Origin of the sequence: Starkeya nomas, from assembly GCF_902703545.1 — a bacterium.
Taxonomy (GTDB): Bacteria; Pseudomonadota; Alphaproteobacteria; order Rhizobiales; family Xanthobacteraceae; genus Ancylobacter; species Ancylobacter moscoviensis.
In genome coordinates, this window is record NZ_CACSAS010000001.1 from 2,564,408 (window position 1) to 2,589,747 (window position 25,340).

Below are 25,340 nucleotides of genomic sequence, written 5' to 3' on the forward strand. Positions count from 1 at the left end.
GAGGACGCGCCGATGATGAACCTCGCCGAATATCGCGACCGTAACAGCCGGCTCGCCGACTTTCTGCCCTGGGTGGCGCTGGTCGGCTCAGGTCTCGTGCTCAACAAGGACGGGAGCTTTCAGCGCACGGCGCGCTTTCGCGGTCCCGACCTGGATTCCGCTGTCGCGGCCGAGCTCGTCGCGGTCGCCGGCCGGCTCAACAACGCCTTCCGTCGTCTTGGCTCAGGCTGGGCGATCTTCGTGGAAGCACAGCGCCATCCCTCGAACCTTTATCCCGACAGCCATTTTCCCGATGCCGCGTCGGCGTTGGTCGATGCCGAGCGTAAAGCCGACTTCGAGGAAGCTGGAGCGCATTTCGAGTCCAGCTACTTCCTCACCTTCACCTACCTGCCGCCGGCCGAGGATGCCGCCCGGGCAGAAAGCTGGCTCTATGAGGGCCGTGAACAGAGGGGCCTCGATCCGCACGAGGCGCTGGGTGGCTTCACCGACCGCACCGACCGGCTTCTGCGCCTCATCGAAGCCTTCATGCCGGAATGCCGCTGGCTCGATGACGGCGAAACGCTGACCTACCTGCATGGATGCGTTTCGACGCACCGGCATCGCGTCCGCGTTCCGGAAACGCCGATGTATCTCGACGCGCTGCTCGCCGATCAGCCGCTCACCGGCGGTCTGGAACCGCGCCTTGGGCAGGCACATCTGCGCGTTCTCACCATCACCGGATTCCCGACCGCGACGACACCGGGCCTGCTCGACGAGCTGAACCGGCTGGCTTTCACCTATCGGTGGAGCACGCGCGCGGTCCTGCTCGACAAGACCGACGCGACCAAGCTGCTGACCAAGATCCGGCGCCAATGGTTCGCCAAGCGCAAATCGGTCGCCGCGATCCTCAAGGAGGTGATGACCAACGAAGCGTCCGTCCTTGTCGACACAGACGCATCGAACAAGGCGGCGGACGCCGATCTCGCGCTTCAGGAGCTGGGCGCCGACTATGCCGGCATCGCCTATGTCACGGCGACGGTGACAGTGTGGGACGCTGATCCGCGCGTTGCCGACGAGAAACTGCGGCTGGTCGAGAAGGTCATCCAGGGCCGCGACTTCACCGCGATGGCGGAAACCATCAACGCGGTGGACGCCTGGCTCGGCAGTCTTCCCGGGCATGTTTACGCCAACGTGCGGCAACCGCCGATCTCCACCCTCAATCTCGCCCACATGATCCCCCTGAGCGCCGTGTGGGCGGGGCCGGAACGGGACGAGCATTTCGCAGCGCCCCCACTGCTGTTCGGCAAGACCGAAGGCTCGACCCCGTTCCGGTTTTCCCTTCACGTCGGCGACGTCGGCCATACGCTGATCGTCGGCCCGACCGGCGCGGGCAAGTCCGTGCTGCTGGCGCTCATGGCGCTCCAGTTTCGCCGTTATGCCGACGCCCAGGTCTTCGCTTTCGATTTTGGCGGTTCGATCCGGGCGGCGGCCCTCGCCATGGGCGGTGACTGGCACGACCTCGGCGGGGATCTCAGCGACGGCGCCACGACGAGCGTCAGTCTCCAGCCACTGGCTCATATCCACGACGTCTCCGAGCGCGCCTGGGCCGCCGACTGGATCGGCGCCATCCTGACGCGCGAGGCGGTCGCCATCACGCCAGAAGTGAAGGAGCACATCTGGACGGCGCTGACGTCGCTGGCCTCGGCGCCGGTCGAGGAACGCACCTTCACCGGCCTCACCGTTCTGCTCCAGTCCAACGACCTGAAGCAGGCGCTACGCTCCTATTGCATCGGCGGCCCCTATGGGCGGCTGCTCGACGCCGAACGGGAACATCTCGGCACGGCGACGGTCCAGGCGTTCGAGACCGAAGGGCTAATCGGCACCGGCGCGGCGCCCGCGGTTCTCTCCTATCTTTTTCACCGCATCGAGGACCGCTTCGACGGATCGCCAGCCCTGCTCATCATCGACGAGGGATGGCTCGCGCTGGACGACGACGGCTTTGCCGGTCAGCTCCGCGAATGGCTGAAGACGCTGCGCAAGAAGAACGCCAGCGTCATCTTCGCCACGCAGAGCCTGTCAGACATCGATGGCTCAGCCATCGCGCCCGCCATCATCGAGAGCTGCCAGACCCGCCTTCTGCTCCCGAACGAGCGCGCCATCGAACCGCAGATCACGGCGATCTATCGGCGCTTCGGCCTCAACGACCGGCAGATCGAGATCATCGCGCGAGCCATGCCCAAGCGCGACTATTACTGCCAGTCCCGGCGCGGCAATCGCCTGTTCGACCTGGGGCTGTCGGACGTCGCCCTCGCGCTCTGCGCCGCGTCCTCGAAAACCGACCAATCCGCGATCTCGCGGCTGTTCGCCGAGCACGGGCGGGCCGGCTTCCTCGCCGCCTGGCTCCACCACCGCGACGTCGGCTGGGCGGCCGACCTCATTCCGACGCTCACCAAAACGGAGAAACTGCCATGACCTTGCCTCGCTTTCGCGCGGCCCGGCTCTGTGCCGCGCTGCTCGTCGCCCCCGTTGCGTTCGCCCCGATGCTGGCGACGCCAGCCCACGCGCAATGGACCGTGTTCGACCCGTCCAACTATGCGCAGAACGTGCTGACGGCGGCCCGCACGCTCCAGCAGATCAACAATCAGATCACCTCGCTCCAGAACGAGGCTCAGGGACTCATCAACCAGGCCCGCAATCTGGCGAGCCTGCCCTACTCGTCGCTGCAACAGCTCCAGCAGTCGGTGCAGCGCACGCAGCAATTGCTCAACCAGGCGCAGAACATTGCGTACAGCGTCCAGCAGATCGACCAGGCGTTCCAGAGCAAATACGCCAATGTCTCGATGTCGGCGCCAGACCAGCAGCTCGTCGCCGATGCGCGCTCGCGGTGGCAGAACACCGTGGGCGGATTGCAGGATGCCATGCGCGTCCAGGCTGGTGTCGTCGGGAATATCGACACCAACCGCGCCCAGATGTCGGCGCTGGTCGGCGCCAGCCAGTCGGCGACCGGCGCGCTTCAGGCGACGCAGGCCGGCAACCAGCTTCTCGCGCTCCAGGCGCAGCAACTCGCCGACCTCACCGCCGTCGTCACGGCCAACGGCCGGGCTCAGGCTTTGCAATCGGCGGAACAAGCCGCCGCCGCTGAACAGGGCCGCGAACAGCGCCGCCGTTTTCTGACGCCGGGCGCGGGCTACCAGCCCGGCAACGCGCAGATGTTCTACGGAAACAAGTGAGGGCGATGCGATGGACAGCAAGACCCTCGCGCGCATCGGCGCCGTCGTGTTCGTCGCGATCGCGGTTACGGCAACCGCGATCGAGATGACCCGCAAGGGCGACCGGCAGAATAGCCCGGTGACGCAAGCTCACTCCCTCCGGGAGCAAGATCCGCTCGGCGCGGAACTCGCCCGGTGCAGCGGGATGGGCGAAGCCGGAGCGCGTGATCCGTCCTGCCTGAAGACCTGGGCCGAGAACCGGCGGCGCTTCCTCGGTGAACCGGCCCCGACGCCGGCCCCGACCGCGCCAGCGACACTGTTTCCGAGTGCTCCCGCCGATGAGCCCCCGGGCAAGATTCCGCCCACCATCCAGGCAGAGCCCTCCCGGCCAGAGGCTCGCTGATCGTGGGCGGCACCGGCGTCATCGACCATTTCCTCGAGGTCTTCACCCGCTACATCGACGGCGGCTTCGGCCTGCTCGGCGGCGAAGTCGGATTCATCGCAACAACGCTGATCGTCATCGACGTGACGCTCGCCGCGCTGTTCTGGTCGTGGGGCGCCGATGACAACATCATCGCCAGGCTGGTCAAAAAGACGCTGTTCGTCGGCATCTTCGCTTACCTGATCTCCAACTGGAACAATCTCGCCCGTATCATCTTCGAGAGTTTCGCCGGCCTTGGCCTGAAAGCCTCCGGCACGGGCTTCGCGGTCAGTGATCTGATGCGGCCCGGCAAGGTCGCGCAGACCGGCCTCGACGCCGGCCGGCCGCTGCTCGACTCGATCTCGAACCTGATGGGCTACTGGTCCTTCTTCGAGAACTTCATCCAGATCGCCTGCATGTTCTTCGCCTGGGCGCTGGTGCTGCTCGCCTTCTTCGTCCTCGCGATCCAGCTTTTCGTCACCCTGATCGAGTTCAAGCTGACGACACTTGCCGGCTTCGTGTTGATCCCGTTCGGCCTGTTCGGCAAATCGGCGTTCATGGCCGAGCGGGTGCTGGGCAATGTGATTTCCAGCGGCATCAAGGTTCTCGTTCTCGCCGTCATCATCGGCATCGGCTCGACGCTCTTCTCCGAGTTCACCGCTGGTTTTGGCGGCGCCACGCCGTCGATCGACGACGCGATGGCGATCGTGCTCGCCGCGCTTTCTCTTCTTGGCCTCGGCATCTTCGGCCCCGGCATCGCCAACGGCCTCGTCTCGGGTGGCCCGCAACTCGGTGCGGGCGCCGCCATCGGAACTGGCCTTGCCGCCGGCGGCATGGTCGCGGCCGGCGCAGCGACCGCTGGCGCCGTCGTCTCCGGTGGCGCCGCCCTTGCTGGCGGCGCGGCCGCCGCCGCCCGTGGCGGGGCGACACTCGCAGGCGGTGCGACCAGCGCCTACAGCCTTGGTGCGGCCGGGCAATCAGGCGCGTCTGCCGTCGCCTCTGGTCTCGGCAATGTCGCCAGCACGGGCGCGAAGGCCGCCGTCTCGCCGCTGAAGCGCGCCGCTGGTCGTGCTGCCGATAGCCTGACGCAGAGCTACCGGACCGGCAGCCACGCCGCGACGGAGATCGCCACTGGCGCATCTGGCGCAACGGCGAGCGAAGCCTCCGCTGGAGCCGCCTCTCCGGCATCATCCGCCACCGACGGTCCACCGGCCTGGGCGAAGCGCATGAAGCGTTCTCAGCAGCTCACGCACGGCGTTCAGGCGGCCGCTCACGCCGTTCGCAGCGGCGACAGCCACGGCGGCGGCTCCTCCGTCAACCTTTCCGGAAGCGACTGACCATGTTCAAACGACCAGCCACCCACTACGGCAAATCTCCACAGCCCGAGACGCCCTATCAACGCGCCGCGCAGGTTTGGGACGACCGCATCGGCTCCGCCCGCGTGCAAGCCCGCAACTGGCGCGTCATGGCATTCGGCTCGCTGGCTCTCTCGATGGGCCTTTCCGCCGCGCTGGTATGGCAGTCCACCAATGGCTCGATCGTGCCCTGGGTGGTGCAGGTCGATCGGCTCGGCCAGGCCCAAGCCGTCGCGCCGGCAACCGCCGACTATCAGCCGAACGATCCGCAGATCGCCTTCTACCTCGCGCGCTTCATCGAGCAGGTCCGCTCGATCCCGGCCGATGCGATCATCGTGCGGCAGAACTGGCTGCGCGCTTACGACTTCACCACCCAGGCCGGGGCTCTGGCGCTGAGCGACTATGCCCGCGCCAACGATCCCTTCGCCAAGGTCGGCAAACAGCAAGTCGCGGTGGAGGTCTCGTCGGTCATTCGCGCCTCGCCGTCGAGCTTTCGCATCGCCTGGATCGAGCGCCGCTATCAGGACGGTGCTCTCGCCTCCACCGAACGCTGGTCCGCCATCCTCACCGTCACCGTTCAGCCGCCGCGCGACGCCGACACGCTGAGAAAGAACCCGCTCGGCATCTACGTCAACGCCATCAACTGGTCGAAGGAGCTCGGACAATGACGCCAGCACTCCGCAAAGCCGCCCCCTGGAGTGCAGGGCGTCCGGCTTTCCTCATCCACGCCATTCCGGTTTTCCGTAAGGCCGGAATGCCGCTTCTGCTGCTCGGCGCATCGGCGCTCGCCGGGTGCGCCACGCATACACCGCCGCCGGAGATCTCCTACGACAATGCGGCGCCGGCCGTGCAGGCCGCCGATCCGCCCAAGCCCGTGCAGGTCGTGGAACTGCCGAAGCCATTGCCACTTCCCGGCCAGTTGAAGCCGGTTGGCAGGGACGGCAAACCCGAACCGGAAGCCGCCGACCCGACGGTCCGCGTCAACCAGGCCAACGCCGCCGCGCGTGTCCAGCCCGTCCGCAATGGCTTCATCAACTCGATGCAGGTCTATCCTTTCGTCGATGGCGCGCTCTATCAAGTCTATGCGTCACCGGGGCAGATCACCGACATCGCCCTCCAGCCTGGTGAGCAGCTCGTCGGTTCCGGCCCCGTCGCCGCCGGCGACACCGTGCGCTGGATCATCGGCGATACCGAGAGCGGCGCCGGCGCGGGTAAGCAGATCCATATTCTCGTGAAGCCAACGCGGGCCGAGTTGCTGACCAACCTCGTCATCAACACCGACCGCCGCACCTACCATATGGAACTGCGCTCGACGCCTTCGACCTATATGGCGTCAGTTTCCTGGCAATATCCGCAGGATCAGCTCATCGCGCTGCGCCGCCAGAACAGTCAGGCCGAGGCTGCGCAGCCCGTTGCCGATGGCGTCGACCTCGCGCGTGTGAACTTCCGCTACGATGTGACGGGCGACCGTGCGCCGTGGCGACCGCTGCGCGCCTTCGACGATGGCCGACAGGTCTTCATCGAGTTTCCGCGCGGTATCGGCCAGGGCGAGATGCCGCCGCTGTTCGTGGTCGGTCCGGAAGGCGACACCTCGGAGCTGGTGAACTATCGGGTGCGCGGCAACTACATGATCGTGGACCGGCTGTTCGCCGCCGCCGAACTGCGCTTCGGTGCGGGCAAAAATCAGAAGCGGGTCCGCATCGTCCGCACCGACGGGAGGCCGGCATCGTGAGCGACGAACGCGATCCGGAGAACGAAGCCGATCGGAAACCCGATGGGGCACCTCAGCCAGAGGCGGTCGACGAGAAAGACGACCAGCCGCTCACCGGCGAGCCGGTCGCGCCGATGCGGCTGCGCCCCGAGCCGCCGCGCGTCACCCGCCTGTCACGCAAGGTGCTGGCGGGCCTCGGCCTGGCAGCGAGCCTGGGCGTCGGTGGCGCACTGGTCTATGCGCTCCAGACCCGGAACGGCGGCAATCAGGGGCAGGAACTTTATTCCACCGACAACCGCTCGACACCTGACGGATTGGCGGGTCTGCCGAAGGACTATACCGGCGTGCCCAAACTCGGCCCACCGCTCCCCGGCGATCTCGGCCGCCCGATCCTCAACGCACAGAACGGCGGGCCATCCGTTCCGACACCGGGAGGTACTGCTCCTGCACCAGTCGGCCCCAGCCCGGAGGAGCAGCGTCGAACGCAGGAACTGGAAGCGGCTCGCACCGCGCGCCTGTTCGCATCCACGGAGACGCGGCCCCCCAATACCGCGACGACCGCACAGCCATCCGCGACGGCTACCCCCGCAACCGATCTCGCCAGCCTCGGTCTCGCGCCGCAGCCAGCTACACCGTCGGCGCAGGATCGGCAGCTCGCCTTCCTCAACCAGGCGCCCGACAAGCGCACCGTCTCGCCCGATCGAGTCGTGGCGCCCGCCTCGGCCAATGTCCTTCAGGCCGGAGCGGTGATTTCCGCCGCGCTCATCACCGGCATCCGCTCCGATCTTCCCGGACAGATCACCGCGCAGGTGACGGAAAACGTCTATGACAGCCCGACGGGCAAGATTCTGCTCGTGCCCCAAGGCACCCGCGTCATCGGGCAATACGATAGCGGCGTCGGCTTCGGCCAGCGGCGTGTGCTGCTCGTCTGGAACCGGATGATCTTTCCGAACGGCCGCTCGATCACCCTCGAGCGCCAGCCTGGCGCGGACGCCGAGGGCTATGCCGGGCTGGAAGATGGCGTCGATTACCATTGGGGCGAACTGTTCAAGGCCGCGGCGCTCTCGACGCTGCTCAGCGTCGGCGCCGAGGCCGGCTCATCAGGACAGGAAAGCGACATCGCCCGCGCGCTGCGCAATGGTGCGTCCAACAGCGTCAACCAGACCGGTCAGCAGATCGTGCAACGCCAGCTCAACATCGCGCCAACGCTCACCATCCGCCCGGGCTTCCCCGTTCGCGTCATCGTCACGCGCGACCTTGTTCTCGAACCCTACGGAGGCTGACATGGCGAAGTTGAAACTGGGGCCGATCGCCGACGACAAGCCCGTCAAGATCACGGTGGAACTACCCGCCGGCCTCCATCGCGATCTCACCACCTATGCGGAAATTCTCGGCCGTGAGGCGGGACAGCCCGCGACCGATCCGGTGCGCCTGATCGTTCCCATGCTGGAGCGATTCATTGCGACAGATCGGGGTTTTGCGAAGGCGAAGCAGGCAAGCGGATCGCCGAAACCGCCCGCCTGATCGCCGGTCTTTCCGATCGCGCCAGCGAGCGGGCAAGGCTCAGAAATCTGCGGCATGCCGGATTGTCGTTCCTCGGCGACCATATCGCGCTGAACGGCAAGACTTCATCCTCGATCAGTCGATAAGCGGCGCCCGGGAATTGCGCCCCTGTCGCCGCCTCGCTGACCACCGTGAGACCGCGCCCAACGGCAACCATCGACAACAGGGCATCCCGCCCGACATATTGAGGACGGATATTCGGATGATGCCCAAGGCCAGCCAGCCGCTGGATTAAATAGTCTTGGATCTCCGGCCCTGGCGCCGCATCGCTGACGATGAAGCTCTCGCCGGCGAGATCGTGCCAATACAGCGATTGTTTCGTCGCAAGGCGGTGCTCCGTTGGCAGCACGGCGAACACCCTCTCCGACCAGAGGGTGCCGGTTTCGCAGTCGGGCCATTCGCTCGTGCCGGTTATGAACGCCACGTCGAGCTGCAACTGCCGGATCGCGGCCACATGGACCGCCGGATTGTCCTCGATCAGCTCGACCGTCACCCGTGGATGTTTCCTGTCGAACTCCTTCAAAAGCTCAAACAGAAAACCGGAAGCCAGGGATGAGAAGATGCCAACCTTGATGACGCCCTCTTCGGATCGGCCAATCGCGGCGACATCATTGACGCCATCTTCGATCTGCTGGAGGGCAATGCGCGCACGCCGAAGAAAGCGCTGCCCAGCCAAAGTGAGGCAAACTCCGCCGGAATGACGCTGAAACAGGGAAGCCCCAAGCTGATCTTCAAGATCGCGGATGCGCCTGCTCACCGCCGACTCCTGAATACTCAATAATGTTGCCGCCTTGCGAAAGCTTCCCTGTTCCGATGCAACGACAAAGTAATTGATGTGGCGCAGCTCGATCATAAAGGAGCCCCCTTTCGTCGGGATTTTGACCTGCGCACTACATCATCATCAAATCATTACACCTGAAGGACGCCCTTTCGTTCAGCGTGACATACGACCTTCCATCTCCTGCGACTGAAAGTAGCCGGTGAAACGGCGGCTCGCTCGAAGCCCGGTGTGCTAAGAAGCAGGAGGGGCGACGATATCCATGAGCTTGTCGTAACTGGTCACGACGTCGTATTTGACCCGATCCTCGCTGACCCGCCGGCCAAGCTCGTCGAAGAACTTTCGCGCGCATGCGATCTTGGTGTTCTCGATCTCGCGGAGCTTCATCGAGGACATGCTGCCCTTGGTCTCGGCGACGAAGTAGATGTGCTTGACGCTGCCTTCCTTGAAGGAAATCGCCCAGTCCGGGTTGTAGTCGCCGACCGGCGTCGGGATCAGGAAGCCGCGGGGTAGCTTGGCATAGACCACCACCTCGCTGCTGGCGTCCAGGGCGCCGGCGAATTTGCGCTCGATCTCCGAGTCCGTGACGACATAGTCATAGACGTGGTGTTTCAGCTTGGCGCTGGCCTTGGAGAAGTCCTGTCCGGTCTGGTTGGCAGTGAAGATGTCCACGTCGTACCGCTCGGCCAGGCCGTCATAGGCAAGCCGTTCGATGATCATCGTGGCCTTCTGCTCGGCGATGATCCGGGACGCCTCCGCGATGAAGTGCTCGGGGTTCTCTCTGAACTGACTGAACACACTGGCCTGGATCCCCGTGAGGATGTCCGCCACGGTCTTGCGCGTCAGCTCAGTGTTTTCGGCGACCTTTCCGAGAAGGTCGTACTTCACGAGGGAGTGAATCGATCCGCCGCGCTCGGTCGTCGATCCGGTGAGGGAGAAGCCGTCGCCGGCCTTCAATTGCTCATCGGTCAGCCCATCGCCCTGAATGCCGGTCTGCACGGTGTACTGGAGCGGCGTGACCCGGAGCTGGCTGTCCAGCGCGCTCAAGCATTTGCGGACCAGCTCATCGGAATCGAACTCGACGCGATAGACGGCCTTCTGGTTGATCCGCCGCCAGAGTTCCTGGAACTCCTTCTTCTCGAAATTGTCGTTCAGCGGGTTGGTCTTGGGCTTCCGACCGTCCTCCACCTTCGGCAGTTTCGCGTCGCTGAACACGCTGTCGATGATCTGGAAAATCTGATCCGCGTGAGGCTTCAGGTCGTCCGGCAGCGCCGCCAGCGTCCCGGCCTCCTTGGCCTCGTGGTACGCCGAGGTAATCTGGTCCGCGTCATCCGAATAGTCGTTCTTCATCAGATAGCGATAGATCTGCTTCGCCATCGCCGGCGTGATCTCGATCGGCCCGGCATCGGTCGTGATGGTCTTCCCGGTGAAGTATGCCTCGGTCGCCTTACGGGGACGGGAAGTCAGCGTGTCGGCGATCTCCTTCTGGAGGCCGCTGACGAAAGCCGTGTAGCTCTCGCTGGCTACGACGGTCAGGATGTTGATGTCGTGGACCACGGCGGGGTTGTCCATGCGGTCGCCGTTCTGATCGACCGACAGGCGCAGCCCGCGGCCGACTTCCTGGCGGCGCGAGATCGTGTTGTCGCTGTGCTTGAGCATGCACATGACGAACACGTTGGGATTGTCCCATCCTTCCCGGAGCGCCGAGTGCGAGAAGATGAAGCGGGTCGGTTCGCCGAAGGACAGTAGCCGCTCCTTGTCCTTCAGGATCAGATCGTAGGCGTCCACGTCGTCGGAATCGACTGCGCGTGCCCCGACCACGGGGTCCTTTAGCCGGTTCGTTTTCTTGTCGATCGAGAAGTAGCCATTATGGGTCGCCGCCGCGTCGATTCCGGCCAAGTGCTTGCGATAGGCCTCGCCGTCGATCGCCAGCTCCGACAGGTATTCCTCTTTGAGAAGCTCGTATTCCTCCTCAAACACGCGAGCGTATTCGCCCTTTTCGTCGGACCGGGTGTAGTCGCGGTACTTCACCACCTCGTCGATGAAGAAGAGCGACAGCACCTTGATGTCTTGGACGAAGAGCTGCTTCTCCTTGTCGAGGTGCGCCTTGATCGTTTCACGGATCTGGATGCGCCTTATGTCGCGCTCGGACACATCTCCAGTCGCCTCGCCGGCATGGAGCACCACGCCGTTGGTGAACTCCACCGTGTCGTTGCGGGCATCGATCTGTGCGATGGTGAAGCCGTCGCGATATTGATCCAGCTCCCCAGACTCGACGAACAGGTCGTCACGGAACTCCAGCCGCTTGAGCTGGCGCTTGATCTCGCCGGACTTCAGCTTGACCTCAATCTCGATCCGCGCCACGGGCGCCTTCTTCGAGATGTCGATGCCCTCGAGATAGAGATAGGCGTTCGTACCGGCGAGACCGCGCGTCTGGATGCCCCGCACAGCGATCTTCTTCACCAGCTTCTGGTTATAGGCGTCGAGCGCGTCGAGCCGGTGGATGCGGTTATGCTCGGTCCGATGCGTCGCCGAGTAGCGAAGGATCATCAGCGGCTTGAATTTCGGCAGCGCCTCCATCGTGGCGGAGCCTTCCATCTTCTGCGGCTCGTCGAGGATCAGGATCGGCCGGTTGCTGGCGATCACATCGATGGGCCTGCGTGACTGGAAATCATCCAGCTCGTCATAGATGCGGCGGTTGTCGGCGCCCCGGGCGTTGAACGCCTGGATGTTGATCACCATGACGTTGATGCCCGCGTCCGAGGAAAAACTCTCCAGCTCGTGCAGCCGCCTGGAGTTGTAGATGAAAAAGCGCGCCTTCTTGCCGTAGCTTTCGGTAAAGTGGTCGGCAGTAATCTGGAGCGATTTGTAGACACCCTCGCGGATAGCGATGCTGGGCACCATGATGATGAACTTCGACCAGCCATAGCGCTTGTTCATCTCGAACATGGTCTTGATGTAGCAGTAGGTTTTGCCGGTGCCGGTCTCCATCTCGATATCGAGGTTGAACCTGCATCCGGCGCTGGAGACCAGCTTGTCGGAGATCAGCAGATTCTGCCGCCGCTGGACGTCCTTGATGTTGGCCAGCACCTGAAGCTCGGTCAGCGCCAGATCGGCGTTTTTGAAGCCCTCCTCGAAGGTGCTCACCTGCGCCTTGCGGCCAGGATCGATGCGGTAGGTGATGCCGTTCACCAGCGGCTGACCGGCGAAGCTATCTACCACCGAGTCCACAGCCTGGGTCTGATAGGGCTGGACCTTGAATTTCAGCTTCATGCCCGCTCCCCTCAGATCGACCTGACGTCAGTGCTCGGGGAAAGCTGGCGGAAGACCTGCTCGACATTGATCTTCACAGCATCCGACACGAAGCCGTTATCGCGGAAGACGACGCGCAACGGTTCGCGGCCGGCAAGGTCCTTTACCAGCTCCTCGGTCACGCCGGCGTCGAAGCAAGCGACAAGGGCGTTCTCATCCACGAAGAAGACCTTCTTGCCCTGCACCGTCTCGCGTCGGATCGGCAGAGTCAGGTCCACGCCCCAGTCGACCAGTACCTGAAAAAGCAGATCCTCGGCGGTACGGTCGGGCTTGATGTTGTCGACGGCATGAAGCAAATCCTTCTGACCGACCTGATCCGGGCGGTAGAACACGTCCTGCATGTTCGATGTGTCCACCTTGAGGACGCGGAATCCGACATCGCGGTTCCAGTCTGGGTGGCAGTCGCCTGCAAGGATTTTTTTTCCAGCGCGCCGGATGCGTTCTTTGGACAGTTCGGCGATGGTTTTGTAGCCGGCTTTGGATGGTTCAGAGCCATCAGCACATGGCTCGGGAATCTGCACCAGAAATACTTTACGATGCCCACCATCCTCCGCATTAAGCTGCATCAACGCGTCCGCGGTCGTTCCAGACCCAGCGAAGAAGTCGAGCGCGATATATCCCGACTCGTTGTTGAATAGCTTCGCTATTCTCTTCACCAGCGCCGTCGGCTTAGGCGTATCAAATATTGCAACACCATCGAACAGATCTTTCAACTCGGCATTTGCCTGCCGAGATGTTCCGGCAGATTCGCCATCCCAAAGATTTTCAGGCGTCCTCCCCTCCTGATCACTGAGGTATATTTTTCTAACTATCTTTGTTTCATCTGCATTAAAAACAATCTCTCCCGTCTTGATTTTTTCTTTTATAGTTTCTTGTGACCATCGCCAACCGTTCTCCGGCGGCGAGATCTTCTTGCCTGACGGAGTTACAATATCAAAGCACAGCGTTCGCCGGAGATTAGGGCTACGCACATCCCCGGAACGCCATTGACCTCTCGGATCATTATCGGGATTGGAATAGTTTTTGTTATCTTCCTCTGTTCTCGGGAAACGAAATTTCGACAAAGAGTCCGATTTTCTATATATTAAGAGGGAGTTATAAACTCTCGCGAAATACTTTTCGTCGTTTTTGCTCTGTTGCGTATGCTTCCAAGCCACATTCGCGAGAAAGTTTCCTTCGCCAAAAATTTCGTCACAGATTTCTTTTAGATTGGACAGCTCTGAGTCATCTATATTTATGAATATAGCGCCGTCATCCGAGAGCAAGTTCCTTGCCATTCGGAGGCGTGGATACATTAGAGAAAGCCAATCCGAATGGAAGCGGCCGTTCGTTGTTGTGTTGGCAACCAGACGATTCCCGTCGCCATCCGCCTGATTCGATCGCTGGAGGTATTCATCAGATCCCTGCGAAAAATCGTCTTCGTAGATAAAATCATTGCCGGTATTATATGGAGGGTCTATATAAACTAATTTTATTTTCCCTAGATAGTTTTCCTGTAGTAATTTCAACGCATCTAGATTATCGCCCTCGATAAATAGATGTCCCGTAGTGTCAAAGTTAATACTCTCATCTACGTAGGGGCGCAGAGTTTTTGCGATTGGTGCATTTGTTACCGCCAGCGCCTCCCGCTTTCCTGGCCAGTCCAGCCGATACCGCTCCTGCGGCCCTTCCACGATATGGTCGCTCAGCTCTTGTCGTAGCTGATCGAAATCCACGACCAAGCGCGCCTTCCCGCTCTCGTCGGTTGCCTCGGTCACACAGCCAGGGAACAGCGCACGAATTTTGGCGATGTTCTCCTGCGTCAGATCGGGGCTGTGCATCTTCAGCTTTTCCATACGTCGTCCTCTTACTCGCTCGTCACGGCACCGACGGGCTCACCCATGGCCAAGCGATCCAGTTCTTGCTTGGCCGCCCGCAGCTCCGCGTTAATCTCGACCCGCTTGTTGAATTGCTTCTCGCGGCTCAACCGTGCCTTGATCCGGTCCACCTCTCGTGTCTTCGCCCGGATCGCTTCCATGCGCGCCACGCGCGTCTGAATGTCTTCGTGCGCCGCCTTCGCCACCGGCATCATGGCCGTGAGAATGGCGTCATAGAGCCCGCCAAGATTGAGCACGACCGGCAGGGGCTGGCGCGACGCATCGTCCGGCGCCCAGTCGGTCGCGAAATACTCGCTAACCACCCACTTGGCCGCATCCGCCTCGCTCGGCCGCTTGAAGGCGGCAACCGCTCTCCGCTTGCCCGACCAGGTGAGCTCGAAGATCAACGGAAAGGGGATGGCGCGATCAATGGCGCGCAGCACCTCGTCGTCCAGCTTGTTGGTACGCAGGCTGACCCCAAACACTTGAATCTCGCTCACCGCTCGCGTGGCGGCGAGGTTGATGGTCTCGGGCGCCAGCTTGAATTTCCAGACGATCTGATCGACCTGGGTGACGAACAGGTCCTTCAGCGCCGTATTCGCGCCAGCGTGCTCATAGATTCTCGTCTTGGGCACCACGCGGCCGAAGGCGGCCGCCTTGGGATAGTCGAAGAAGATGGCGGTCATGCAGGCGCCGCCTCCACCACGAGGAAGGCGATCAGCTCAAAATCGTCGAGCCCCGCGATGGTGTGGACCAGCGCCGTGGTCCGCCCGCCGCTGAACAGGCTGTCGAGATCCTTCTCCTCCTTCACCTCGATCATCGAGCGGATCGCCGCGCTCAGAAGCTCGGAGCATTCCTCCATCTTCCGGCCGTCCTGTGTCCGCTCGTTGAACAGGCGGCAAACCGCCTGGATCGGCTCAGCCCGGCCCCGGCAACTCGCGCGGATCAGATCGAGCAGCCGTTTCACCTCGGTATGGTCGACGACGACATTCCCGTCGCTGCCGACATAGACCAGGTAATAGGGGTGAAGGCGGTTCTGCTGGTTGATGTTCACGCTGTCGTAGATGTTCTTCAGCGCGAAGATCACGCCCGGCATGAGTCCGAGCGCCGGCTGCGCCGGCACGACCGCGTGCATGCCATTGGGCAGATGCTCAAGGTCGCCGTTCTCCTTGATGTGGTTCAGGAGATCCATGCGGAAATCGTTGAGGCCGAGGTCGGTGATCGATATCCCTGTCCGCACGTCCTCAAGCTCGATTACCTCTTCCTGTAGGCGCTTGAGCTGCTCCTTCCGATAGGCGATGTCGCTACTCTTGGCGGTGAGCACATTGTCGTCGCCGGTTGCCGTGACGTCGGCGATCACCATGCGATTTTCGACGCGCTCCTTGAGGTTGATGTACTCGTCGAGCGAGATGTCCGGCCAATAATTGACGAGCTGGATTTGCGTGTTCGGCGACCCGATACGGTCAATGCGCCCAAAGCGCTGGATGATCCGCACGGGGTTCCAGTGGATGTCGTAATTGACCAGGTAGTCGCAGTCCTGAAGGTTCTGGCCTTCGGAGATGCAGTCCGTACCTATCAGGATGTCGATCTCGCCAGCCTCATGCGGCAGGACCAGGTGCTTCTCCTTCGAGCGCGGGGAGAACAGCGTCAGGACGGACTGAAAATCGTAGCTTTTCTTCAGCGTGGTCTTCGGCGCGTCGGAGCCCGTCACCAAGCCGGAATTGAGCCCGTGAGATTGCAGGAAGGCCGGCGTCAGGTTGGCATAGAGGTACTTCGCCGTGTCGGCGAAGGCGGTGAAGATGAGCACCTTGCGATTGCCGGGGTTCAGCGGTTCGTCCACCTTGCGGGTGATGATGTCCTTGAGGTGCTGAAGCTTCGCATCGTCGTCGGGACCGACCTTGTCCATCGACGCGATTAGGTCGCGGATCAGGGCGAGGTCGGCCTCCAGGTCGTGCTTCCACGACGGCAGGTCCATGTCCGCGAGGCTGATCTGGATCTTCCTGCCGACCGTAAACTCGTCGAGCCCGGTCAGGTCCTCGTCGTCGGCGTCGAAGCCAGGATCGCCGAGATGATCGGTGACACTCGCCGAGCCGCTGGTCCGCTCGAAGGTCGAGATCGCATCCAGCGTCTGCGCGATGTTCCCACTCAGCGCGCGCAAGGTAAGCCGGAAGGCTTCGACCGAACTTTCCAGCCGCTTAAGCAGGTTGGTGGTCATGAGAGCCTGGAGGCTCCGCTCGCGATCCGCTTGGCGCAGCTTGCCGCGCCCACCCTCGACCTGGGTGTCGTAGATCTCCTCGTATTTGCGCAGCCGGCTCGGCAGGATGTAGCTGATCGGGGCGTAGACAGCGAGTTTGAGCACCGACAGGTGGCTGAAGATATCGTTGAGCCCGAGCACGTCGGGCCGGTGGGTTATCGGGCACTGATGAGACAGCGGCTTTCGGCGCTGCGGGAACTTTCCGATATCCTTCGTGTCGTAGAAGGTCTCGATATGCTTGCGTGACCGGGCGATCGTCACCGCGTCGAGCAGCTCGAAAAAATCGAACTCGAGCGCCTTGAGGATGGCGGCCGCCGTCCGCTCCGGTGGCGGAAGCTCCGACCAGGCATTGAAGGCCTTCTGGGCGCGTCTAAATATCTCCTCGACCCCGGTCTTGGTCTTGAGGTGTCGACTGAGGTTTTCGGATTCCCCTTCGTAGGCCAGGGCAAGCTGATTGCGCAGATCGTTGAACCGATTGTTCACCGGCGTCGCCGAGAGCATCAGAACCTTGGTCTTCACACCGGAGCGGATGACCTTGTTCATCAGCTTCTGGTAGCGTGTCTCCCGGTCCTTGAAGACGTCGTTGTTCCGAAAATTGTGCGACTCGTCGATGACGACGAGGTCGTAGTTGCCCCAATTCACGCGGTTGAGGGGGACACCAAACGACTCTCCCGAGGTGCGGGAGAGATCGGTGTGACACAGGACGTCGTAGTTGAACCGATCCTTGGCGAAGATATTGGTCGTCAGGTTGGTGTTATAGTTTCGCCAGTTATCGGCGAGCTTCTTCGGGCAGAGAACCAGAACCGACCGATTGCGCAGCTCGTAGTATTTGATCACCGCCAGCGCAGTGAAGGTTTTGCCTAGGCCGACGCTGTCCGCTAGGATACAGCCGTTGTGCATCTCCAGCTTGTTTATGATGCCAGTCGCTGCGTCGCGCTGATAGTTGAAGAGCTTGTTCCAGACGAGACTGTCCTTGTAGCCGGTCAGATCGTTTGGCAGCGCGTCCTGATCGACCTCTTCGAGGAAGTCCTGGAAGATGTTGTAAAGGATGTGGAAGTAAACCCGCTCTGGGGAATTTTCCTGATAGACGGACTCGATGTGGTCGCAGATCGCCGCTGTTACGTCGCCGACTTTCTCCGCGTCGTTCCAGATTTGGTTGAAAAGCTGGAGATAGACCTGCGTGTGGGCGGCGTCGTCGACGCGAGTTACGAGGTTCGAGACCGCATCACCCTTCTGGTAGCCCAGGTCAACGGCCGTGAAGCCGCTGATCGGCATATAGGCGACGTCGCCGGCTTCCGATCCTGCATGGATGAACTGCTGCATCGGCGCCCTGGTCGTGTTCGACCTGAAGCGCGCCTTCTTTCGAATCCACTCGGCGCATTCGCGAGCGACCGCTCGCTGCGTCAGCTTATTGCGAAGCTGTATCTCGAAATCGGTTCCGTACAGTCCCCGCTCGCGCGTCGTCTTGGGGATGAAGAACTCTCGCCGCTCCTTGCGCAGGCGGTCGGTCACGTCCATCGGCACGAAGGTCGGGGCGGTGAAGATGAACTGGAGGCTCTCGACCTTCGACAGCTCCGATTTGAGAGCCTCGAAGGCGTAGATCGAGAAGCACGACGCCGCGATCTTTAGCCGTGAGCCACGCCCCACCGCCCCCTTCAGGTCATCGCCCAGAAGCAGCGAGGTGTTATCGATGATTTTCATCGACAGCCCCCTCGCGCAGAAGCACGATCTGCTGATCCTGCGGACGCCGCGCTTCAAGCGGCGTATCGAGCCCCAACCGCCTCAGCGCATAGTAGCGCAGCGCCTTTCGAACTTGAATTTGAGCACGCCCTCCTCGCATGCCGTAGTCGAGGGCGATGATCCGTTTTTGGCTTTCGGAAAGCTCTGGATGCGGCCCTATTTCCAGCGTGATAAGCTCATTCCAATCGGCATCGTCCTCCGGCGACGCTCCGCTCGGGCGAATTGACCTGACCTCTATGATCCGTGAGAGCAAAAAGTCCTTGAACGACTTGCTAACCTCACAAAAGGCGCGGGTGTGCCATCGAAACCCGTCAAAGCCGAGTGCATGCGGTGCGATCCATCGCCAGCGTGGATCATCGCTAGAGAGCGACTGATATTTGATCTCGACTGCCTGGTTTTGGCGGATCGCCGCAAGCATCATGCGCAGCGTATCGTTGTCGACGCCGCGAGCCGGCACAGGCGGTCCGGCATAAGGGGGGGAATGAGCAATCCAGGATTCGGACGAGGCCAAAATGCCTTCGGCGACGGAGCGAACCTGATTGAGGTACTGTCCAGCATCTGGCTTTAGAAAGCAGGGCTGAAACTCATTGCTCGCGATATAGCGCTTGGCGCTCTTGTCGTAGATGGCGTTCTGTGGCGCGCGCTCTTGGTACAGCGTCAAATCTTTCGACGCCTGCGGCACGGACACGTCGAACGCTTCGATGATGTCCGAACGATTCAAGCCGCCTTCCCAGTAAAGACGGAACTCGATGAATTCGAGCCGGCGCTCCACGCCCCATTTCAATGCCGCAGCGGCCTCTGGCATTGCTTTCCTGCCTCCGCGCGTCGATGAGGATAAAAACTATATGGACATATCGGCGCGATCCGTTTAGTTATTATTCCCATAAGGGGCGATCCGTCAATGGCGATTGACTGGATAGCTTTGGGGTGGGGCAAGACATGCGGAAACGCAGCTCAAAAATTGAGATCACCAGCGAGCAGGCGGCCGGCGCCGCCGCCAATGGCGCTGCGCAACCCCAACGGCAGCAAGTCGCGAAGATGGTAGCCGCATCGGCGCCGACCCAGCGGTTCAACAACAAGTAGTTCCTGGAAGGAGAGCGGCCATGATCATCGCGAGTCGATCCACCCTGGTCGTTCACGGCCGCCTCGCCATGCGGGAGAGCCGGCTGGCTGCGGGCCGTGACGGTCGTCACGGCCTTCAGATCATGTCCTTCGAGCAGGCCGCCGTCCGACTGGCCGGCGGCTTCGCCCGCCCCATCGAGGACGAGAGTCTGCGCGCGGCCATCCAGGCAGCCCTGCCCGTCACACCGATGGGCGAGCTGGAGAGCATCAAGGCTCTTCCCGGCATGATCGACGCGGCGGCTGACACGCTCCACAAAGCCTGGCGCGCGGGCATCGATCTGGCCTCACACGCGGCCGATCATCCGCGTCTTGGCGCCATCGCGCGCCTGGAAGCGGCCGTCCTCGACCAGCTTCCGTTCGGCATGATGCGGCCCCTCGACATCGTCGCCGCTGCGACCAGCCGCATCGGTCATGCGTCGGCGGTCCTCGGCCCGCTGGAGATTGTCGGCCTTACCGAACTCTCGCCCTGCTGGCGCCCGCTGCTCCAGGCCCTCACCGCCCATATTCCCGTGCAGTGGACGGCCGGGCCGAGGAGCGTCCCCGCATGGCTGGACGGCATCGGCGTCACGGTCACACGCGCACCGGCGCAAGAGCCGGGGATCAGCGCGGTCAGCGCGGCGACGGCCTATCACGAGGCCATTGAGGCGATGCGCTGGACGCGAAGCCTGCTCGCCTCGGGCGTCTCGCCCTCGGAGATCGCCATCGCGACCGCCTCGCCCGCCGACTATGACGATCATTTCCTGGCCCTGCGCGCCGACGCCAATATTGACCTGCATTTCGTCCACGGCGTCCGGACCGTCACCACCCGCGAGGGCCAGGCGGCCGCGGCGCTGGCCGACATCGTGGTCCGGGGGCTGTCGCAGTCGCGGTTGCGGCGCCTCGCGGCGCTCTGCCGGGACAGCGGACCTTTCGAGACCCTGCCCGAAGGCTGGCTGCGGGTCCTGCCAACCGATGCACCGCTTTCGACACCAGCCGCCTGGAACCGTCTGCTGGCCCGGTTGACGCCGGAAGACTGGCCCGACGGCGCCGACCATGTTCCGGCGCTCCGCACAGCGGTCGACACTCTGGCGAAAGGATCGGACGCCGCCAGCGAGATCGGAGATGCCTTCCTCAAGGGCCGCGCGCTCGCGGTCTGGCGCAAGGTGCTGCTCGCCGGCCCTGCAGCCTCGATCGACGCGACGCTGGAAACCCTGAAACAGGACGACGGACTGGAAGCGTGCGTCTGCGTCGCCTGGATGCCGGCCAGCGCACTCGCCGCGTCGCCCCGCCGCTTCGTGCGGCTCCTCGGGCTCAATTCCTCGCGCTGGCCGCGCGGGATTGCCGAGGACCGGCTGATCCCGGACCACATCATCCCGACCCCGGTGCTCGATCCGCTGCCGGTCAATCTCGCCGACCGCCGTGATTTCGAGACGATCCTCGCCACGACAGCCGATACCGTCGTTCTCTCGCGCGCCCGGCGCGACAGCGACGGGCGTCTATTGGGACGCAGCCCCCTGCTCGCCGGTCGGGGCGACGAAACCTATCTGCGCCGCAACGCGACGCCGGCGCACGCTTTCAGCGAGACCGACCGCCTCATGGCCCGGCCCCAGGAGTTCGCCGCCGATCCGCAAGCGGTCGGCGCGCTGGGCTGCTGGCGCGACTGGCGGCGGGCCGAAATCACTCCCCATGACGGGCTCGTGCGGGCGGATCACCCGCTCGTGCTCACCATCCTCGGCCGCACCCAATCGGCCAGCTCGCTGCGCCGCCTGCTGCGCAATCCGCTCAGCTTTGTGTGGGTCTATGCGTTCGGATGGCGTGAACCGCAGAGTAGCGCCGAACCGCTCGTCCTCGACGCGCTCGGGATCGGCGATCTCGTCCACATGGTTCTCGACCGCGCCTTGCGCGACCTCGAAACCGGCGGCGGCCTTGCTTCCGCCGACACAGAGACCATCGAAGCGGCGGTGGCCCGGGCCGCGCACGCCGTCGCCGCCGATTGGGAGAGCGAGCGCCCGGTTCCGCCGTCCGTCATCTGGGGGCGCACCCTCGACGATGCCCGCGTGATGGCGGCGCGCGCCCTTTCCTATGGCGATGAGATCATGCCCGGAGCGCGCGCCTTTGGCGAAGTGCCGTTCGGCGGCTTGGAGCCGAAATCCGACGCCGAGACGCCTTGGGATGCGAGCACACCGGTCACGATTCCCGACACGGGCTTCAGCATCGCCGGCTATATCGACCGGCTCGACATCTCGGGCGACGGCAAGCGCGCGCTCGTGCGCGACTACAAGACCGGCCGACCGCCGCGGGGCGAGATCCGGCTGAACGGCGGACGCGGGCTTCAACGCTGCCTCTATGCCTTCGCGGTGAAGGCGCTCCTCGGCGACGACGTCGCCATCAGCGCTTCGCTGCTCTACCCGCGCGAGCCCGTCGATCTTCAGCTCGACGATCCCGAGGCCGTGCTCGCGGAGATCACGGGCTATCTCCGCGCGGCAAGGATGAGTCTCGCCGGCGGCGCGGCCCTGCCTGGCCCGGATACCGGCGGCGATTATGACGACCTCGCCTTCGCTCTGCCGGCCAATGCCAGCGCCACCTATTGCAAACGCAAAATGCCGGCCGCGACGGAGCGGCTGGGCGAAGTCGCTCAGGTCTGGGAGGCGGAATGATGAGCAGCATGTCCAAGGTGCTGAATGACGACGGCGCCCGCCGCGATGCGATCAGCCTTCATGATCGCTCCATCCTGGTCGAGGCTGGCGCGGGTTCGGGAAAGACTGCCGTCATGGCAGGGCGTATTGCCGCCATGCTCGCCGAAGGCGTCGCGCCGCGTTCCATCGCCGCCGTCACCTTCACCGAACTCGCCGCGAGCGAGCTGCTGTCGCGTGTCCGCGAGTTCGTCGCCGACCTCTCGGCCGGCACGATCGCGACCGAACTGCGCGTGGCGCTGCCCGATGGGCTGAGCCAGGCCCATCGCGACAATCTCGCCGCCGCCAGCGCCGCGATCGACGAGATCACCTGTTCGACCATCCACGGCTTCTGCCAGCGCCTGATCAAACCCTATCCGGCGGAGGCCGACATCGATCCCGGCGCCGGCGTCATGGATCGCAACCAGGCCGATCTCACCTTCCTCGAAATTGTCGATAGCTGGCTGCGCGAACGCCTGTCCGGTGGCCAGGACGGCATCCTGGCCGAGATGGTGCTGCACAGCCCCGGCGAGACCGTGGCGCTCATCCACAAAATCGCCGAGAATCTGCGCCGCCGCCCCACGCTCGCGGCCCCGCCCGTCTCCCCGCTCGACGGACACCTGACGGCGTTCCGGCAGGCCGCGGCGGATTTCGCGGGCTTCATGGATGGCGCGGCCGCGGCCGAGCCCGAAACGGTGACGATCGTCGAGCGCCTGGCCGAAATGGCGACCGCCGTGGCGAACGGTCCCGATCCCGCGACGCCTGCGGGCCTCGTCCGGCTCCTGATCGCGCGTCCCCACCCGGACCTATGCACCAAGGCCGGTGCCTTCGCCTCCTACCGCAAGAAGGGCAAATGGGCCGCCGCAGCGAAGGAGGCTGGTCTTTCCAAGGCCGACGGCGAGCGACTGAACGACGCCGCGGAGACCCACTACACCGCCTGCTGCGACGCCTGGGCCGCGCTTGTGCACGCCGCCGCCAGCCATGCCCTGGCGGCGGTGATCGACGAAGCGCGTCCAATCCTGCAACGCTATCGCGACCACAAGCGCGCCAGCGCCCAGCTCGATTTCGACGATCTGATTTTCGCCGCGCGCGACTTGCTGCGCGACCACGATGCCGTGCGCCGGGCGCTGGGGCAGCGTTTCGCCCATGTCCTCGTCGACGAGTTCCAGGACACCGATCCCCTGCAAACCGAAATCTTCTGGCGGTTGTGCGGCGAGCCGGCCGATGGCGATGACGACTGGACCCGGTTCCAAATCCGGCCGGGCGCGCTTTTCCTGGTCGGCGACCCCAAGCAGGCGATCTATCGCTTCCGGGGCGCCGATGTCGGCGCCTATGTGCAGGCGCGCGATGCTTTCCGCGCCCAGGATCCCGGCAGCCTCCTGTCGATCTCCACCAATTTTCGCTCCTGCGCCTCGATCCTCACCTTCGTCAACGAGCGCTTCGAGGCCGTACTATCGGCCGATGGGCAGCCGGGCTTCACCGCTCTCGACCCGTTCCATGACGACCGGGGCGGCCTGTGCGTGGCGGCCCTCGACATCGCCGTGGCCGACGAAAACGGCAAGGCCAGCGCCGAACAGCAGCGCGACGCCGAAGCCGATGCCATCGCCGAACTGTGCGCCCGGCTGATCGAAAGCCACCCCATCATCGATCGTCGCAGCGGCGCGGAGCGCCTCTGCCAGCCGGGCGACATCGCCTTGCTGGCGCCGACCGGTGCGGAGCTGTGGCGCTATGAGGAAGCCCTAGAGCGCCGCGGCATCCCCGTGGCGACACAAGCCGGCAAGGGGCTGTTCCGCCGCCAGGAAATCCAGGATCTGATCGCGCTGACCCGTGTCCTCGCCGATCGCCGCGACACGCTGGCGCTCGGCGCGCTCCTGCGCGGGCCTCTGGTCGGCCTCACCGAGGAAAACCTGCTGGACATCATCTGGGCGCTTCCGCGCTCGGAGGAACAGCCGGATCGGATTCCGCGCCTGGATCTCAGCATCGACCCCGCCCTCATCACGCACCCGCTCGCGCGCGAGGTCATCGAACGGCTGCAATCTCTCTCCCGGCGCGGTAACAGCACGACCCCGCACGAACTGCTCTCGCAGGCCGTGGACGTGATGCGCGTTCGCCCGCTCCTCCTCGAGCGCCATCGCGGTCAGGCCGAGCGCGCGCTCGCCAATGTCGATCTCTATCTCAGCCTGTCGACCAGCTACGCCGTGCGCGGCCTGCGCGCCTTCGCCGAGGCGATGACAACGGCGTGGTCCGACGAGGCGCGCGCTGTCGAGGGCCGGCCCGACGCGCAGGAAGAAGCCGTTGCGCTCTTCACCATGCACGCGGCCAAGGGGCTGGAATGGCCGATCGTCATTCCGGTGAACACCATGACCGGCGTCATGGCGCCCGAGAACGCGGTCATCGACCGCCAGACGGAAACCTTCTTCTGCCCGGTCATGGGCGTCCCGCCCGAGGGATACGAGACGGCGCGTGAGGCGGAAAAGGACGAACTGGATCGCGAACGCATCCGCCTCTGGTACGTCGCGGCCACTCGCGCCCGCGAACTCCTCGTCCTGCCCCGGCTCGACACCACACCGTCGAAGTCCGCCTGGATCGGTCTCGTCGACCTGTCCCTCGCCGAGTTGCCCGGTCTGGACATCTCCCACCTGCCCGACAGCATCACGGCGGCAGGGGCTGGAGCGGCCAATGCCCAGACACGCGCGAGCTTCGCCGCCGAAGCCGAAGCCATCGCCGCCATGCAGACGCGGTTGACCTGGCTTGCGCCCAGCCGCGACGAGAGCGCCGCCGGGACGGTGCTGCGGGAAGAAGAGCCTGCCCTCTGGACGGGGTCGGCCGACGACCAACCTCCCGAATTGGAAGATACCGCCCTCGTACAGGGCGGCCGGGAGCGCGGGCTGATCCTCCACAAACTCATGGAAGAGGTGCTGACCGGCGAAACCCCAGAGGCGAAAGCCGCCCTGACCGAAAGGGCCGCCGAACTCATCCGCGCCCTCGGCCGGTCTCCGGTCGCCGATCCGGCGACGGGGCTGTCGGCCCAGGAACTGGCGGACTGTGTCACCCGGACCCTGGCCCTCCCCGACATCGCGGCCCTTCGGCCAGGCCTTCTGGCCGAATTCCCCGTCTATGCCGCACAGGCGGCTGAGGGCGTGGAAACCGCAACGGCCGGGATCGCCGACGCACTGACAGTTGGCGGCGATGGCCGCCCGGTCGTGGTCGTCGACTGGAAGAGCGACGTGAACCCGGACGCTCAGACGCTCGACCACTATCGGGCTCAGGTCCGCGCCTATCTCGATATGACCGGCGCCGAACGCGGACTGATCGTCCTGATGACGAGGGGAACGGTAGTCGCCGTCTCGCCCTCGCCGCAGACGGTGGCGGCCTGACGGAGGGAGAAA

General features: G+C 63.8%; 17 protein-coding genes. 11 read left to right on the forward strand and 6 right to left on the reverse strand.

Going from position 1 to position 25,340, the window contains the following annotated elements; translation table 11 throughout:
• The first annotated feature begins 12 nt into the window (after positions 1-12).
• From trbE to STARVERO_RS12520, 8 genes are read left to right on the forward strand one after another with little or no spacing between them, the layout of a single operon-like run.
• Positions 13-2,451 (forward strand): conjugal transfer protein TrbE, encoded by a 2,439-nt coding sequence (trbE, locus tag STARVERO_RS12485; protein WP_159599104.1) that lies wholly within the window; start codon positions 13-15, stop codon positions 2,449-2,451.
• The gene (gene trbJ / locus STARVERO_RS12490; RefSeq protein ID WP_159599106.1) at positions 2,448-3,209 is read left to right on the forward strand and encodes a P-type conjugative transfer protein TrbJ; all 762 of its coding nucleotides are present in this window, start codon (positions 2,448-2,450) and stop codon (positions 3,207-3,209) included. Before trbE ends, trbJ begins: the two co-directional genes overlap by 4 nt.
• Before the next feature lie 10 nt (positions 3,210-3,219).
• Positions 3,220-3,591 carry a putative entry exclusion protein TrbK-alt gene (trbK-alt, locus tag STARVERO_RS12495; protein ID WP_159599108.1) on the forward strand — a complete coding sequence of 124 codons (372 nt, stop codon included), beginning with the start codon at positions 3,220-3,222 and terminating at the stop codon, positions 3,589-3,591.
• Positions 3,592-3,593: 2 nt separating this feature from the next.
• Positions 3,594-4,946: a P-type conjugative transfer protein TrbL gene (gene trbL / locus STARVERO_RS12500; RefSeq protein WP_012454965.1), complete on the forward strand. Its 1,353-nt coding sequence runs from the start codon at positions 3,594-3,596 to the stop codon at positions 4,944-4,946.
• Between the two features lie 2 nt (positions 4,947-4,948).
• Positions 4,949-5,632 (forward strand): conjugal transfer protein TrbF, encoded by a 684-nt coding sequence (gene trbF, locus STARVERO_RS12505; RefSeq protein WP_159599110.1) that lies wholly within the window; start codon positions 4,949-4,951, stop codon positions 5,630-5,632.
• Positions 5,629-6,696: a P-type conjugative transfer protein TrbG gene (gene trbG, locus STARVERO_RS12510; RefSeq protein ID WP_012454967.1), complete on the forward strand. Its 1,068-nt coding sequence runs from the start codon at positions 5,629-5,631 to the stop codon at positions 6,694-6,696. Before trbF ends, trbG begins: the two co-directional genes overlap by 4 nt.
• The gene (locus STARVERO_RS12515) at positions 6,693-7,958 is read left to right on the forward strand and encodes a TraB/TrbI/VirB10 family type IV secretion system protein (RefSeq protein WP_159599112.1); all 1,266 of its coding nucleotides are present in this window, start codon (positions 6,693-6,695) and stop codon (positions 7,956-7,958) included. Before trbG ends, STARVERO_RS12515 begins: the two co-directional genes overlap by 4 nt.
• 1 nt (position 7,959) lies before the next feature.
• Positions 7,960-8,199 (forward strand): DUF2274 domain-containing protein, encoded by a 240-nt coding sequence (locus STARVERO_RS12520; RefSeq protein WP_159599114.1) that lies wholly within the window; start codon positions 7,960-7,962, stop codon positions 8,197-8,199.
• On the opposite strand, the gene STARVERO_RS12525 is transcribed toward STARVERO_RS12520, so the two are convergent.
• The 6 genes from STARVERO_RS12525 to STARVERO_RS12550 all read right to left on the reverse strand — a co-directional run bounded on the left by STARVERO_RS12525 (position 8,132) and on the right by STARVERO_RS12550 (position 18,983).
• The gene (locus tag STARVERO_RS12525) at positions 8,132-9,091 is read right to left on the reverse strand and encodes a LysR family transcriptional regulator (protein WP_159599116.1); all 960 of its coding nucleotides are present in this window, start codon (positions 9,089-9,091) and stop codon (positions 8,132-8,134) included. The two genes, STARVERO_RS12520 and STARVERO_RS12525, sit on opposite strands and share 68 nt — an antisense overlap.
• A gap of 159 nt (positions 9,092-9,250) precedes the next feature.
• Positions 9,251-12,289 (reverse strand): type III restriction-modification system endonuclease, encoded by a 3,039-nt coding sequence (locus STARVERO_RS12530; protein ID WP_159599118.1) that lies wholly within the window; start codon positions 12,287-12,289, stop codon positions 9,251-9,253.
• 11 nt (positions 12,290-12,300) lie between these two features.
• A complete protein-coding gene (locus STARVERO_RS12535; RefSeq protein ID WP_159599120.1) occupies positions 12,301-14,163 on the reverse strand; it encodes a site-specific DNA-methyltransferase in 1,863 nt (620 codons plus the stop codon).
• A gap of 11 nt (positions 14,164-14,174) precedes the next feature.
• On the reverse strand, positions 14,175-14,870 hold the full coding sequence (locus STARVERO_RS12540) for a DUF4391 domain-containing protein (RefSeq protein ID WP_159599122.1): 696 nt from the start codon (positions 14,868-14,870) through the stop codon (positions 14,175-14,177).
• Complete coding sequence (locus STARVERO_RS12545; RefSeq protein ID WP_244616755.1) at positions 14,867-18,196, reverse strand: helicase-related protein; 3,330 nt, start codon at positions 18,194-18,196, stop codon at positions 14,867-14,869. Before STARVERO_RS12545 ends, STARVERO_RS12540 begins: the two co-directional genes overlap by 4 nt.
• Positions 18,123-18,983 carry a WYL domain-containing protein gene (locus STARVERO_RS12550; protein ID WP_159599126.1) on the reverse strand — a complete coding sequence of 287 codons (861 nt, stop codon included), beginning with the start codon at positions 18,981-18,983 and terminating at the stop codon, positions 18,123-18,125. Before STARVERO_RS12550 ends, STARVERO_RS12545 begins: the two co-directional genes overlap by 74 nt.
• A 134-nt stretch (positions 18,984-19,117) precedes the next feature.
• On the opposite strand from STARVERO_RS12550, the gene STARVERO_RS12555 reads away from it, so the two are divergent.
• The 3 genes from STARVERO_RS12555 to STARVERO_RS12565 are packed head-to-tail and all read left to right on the forward strand — an operon-like array spanning position 19,118 to position 25,328.
• Entirely contained in the window at positions 19,118-19,261 is a 144-nt protein-coding gene (locus tag STARVERO_RS12555; protein ID WP_159599128.1) for a hypothetical protein, read from the forward strand.
• Between the two features lie 20 nt (positions 19,262-19,281).
• Positions 19,282-21,936, forward strand: coding sequence for a PD-(D/E)XK nuclease family protein (locus STARVERO_RS12560; protein ID WP_159599130.1), 2,655 nt, complete (start codon positions 19,282-19,284; stop codon positions 21,934-21,936).
• Positions 21,936-25,328, forward strand: coding sequence for a UvrD-helicase domain-containing protein (locus STARVERO_RS12565; RefSeq protein WP_159599132.1), 3,393 nt, complete (start codon positions 21,936-21,938; stop codon positions 25,326-25,328). The genes STARVERO_RS12560 and STARVERO_RS12565 overlap by 1 nt, the downstream gene beginning before the upstream one ends.
• The last annotated feature ends 12 nt before the right edge of the window (positions 25,329-25,340 follow it).

Coding starts and splice junctions, on each gene's coding strand:
- STARVERO_RS12530 (WP_159599118.1), bottom strand. CDS start 12,289: ATGAAGCTGAAATTCAAGGTCCAGCCCTATCAGACCCAGGCTGTGGAC.
- STARVERO_RS12535 (WP_159599120.1), bottom strand. CDS start 14,163: ATGGAAAAGCTGAAGATGCACAGCCCCGATCTGACGCAGGAGAACATC.
- trbJ (WP_159599106.1), top strand. CDS start 2,448: ATGACCTTGCCTCGCTTTCGCGCGGCCCGGCTCTGTGCCGCGCTGCTC.
- STARVERO_RS12540 (WP_159599122.1), bottom strand. CDS start 14,870: ATGACCGCCATCTTCTTCGACTATCCCAAGGCGGCCGCCTTCGGCCGC.
- trbK-alt (WP_159599108.1), top strand. CDS start 3,220: ATGGACAGCAAGACCCTCGCGCGCATCGGCGCCGTCGTGTTCGTCGCG.
- STARVERO_RS12520 (WP_159599114.1), top strand. CDS start 7,960: ATGGCGAAGTTGAAACTGGGGCCGATCGCCGACGACAAGCCCGTCAAG.
- STARVERO_RS12550 (WP_159599126.1), bottom strand. CDS start 18,983: ATGCCAGAGGCCGCTGCGGCATTGAAATGGGGCGTGGAGCGCCGGCTC.
- STARVERO_RS12565 (WP_159599132.1), top strand. CDS start 21,936: ATGAGCAGCATGTCCAAGGTGCTGAATGACGACGGCGCCCGCCGCGAT.
- STARVERO_RS12560 (WP_159599130.1), top strand. CDS start 19,282: ATGATCATCGCGAGTCGATCCACCCTGGTCGTTCACGGCCGCCTCGCC.
- trbG (WP_012454967.1), top strand. CDS start 5,629: ATGACGCCAGCACTCCGCAAAGCCGCCCCCTGGAGTGCAGGGCGTCCG.
- trbF (WP_159599110.1), top strand. CDS start 4,949: ATGTTCAAACGACCAGCCACCCACTACGGCAAATCTCCACAGCCCGAG.
- STARVERO_RS12555 (WP_159599128.1), top strand. CDS start 19,118: ATGCGGAAACGCAGCTCAAAAATTGAGATCACCAGCGAGCAGGCGGCC.
- trbE (WP_159599104.1), top strand. CDS start 13: ATGATGAACCTCGCCGAATATCGCGACCGTAACAGCCGGCTCGCCGAC.
- STARVERO_RS12525 (WP_159599116.1), bottom strand. CDS start 9,091: ATGATCGAGCTGCGCCACATCAATTACTTTGTCGTTGCATCGGAACAG.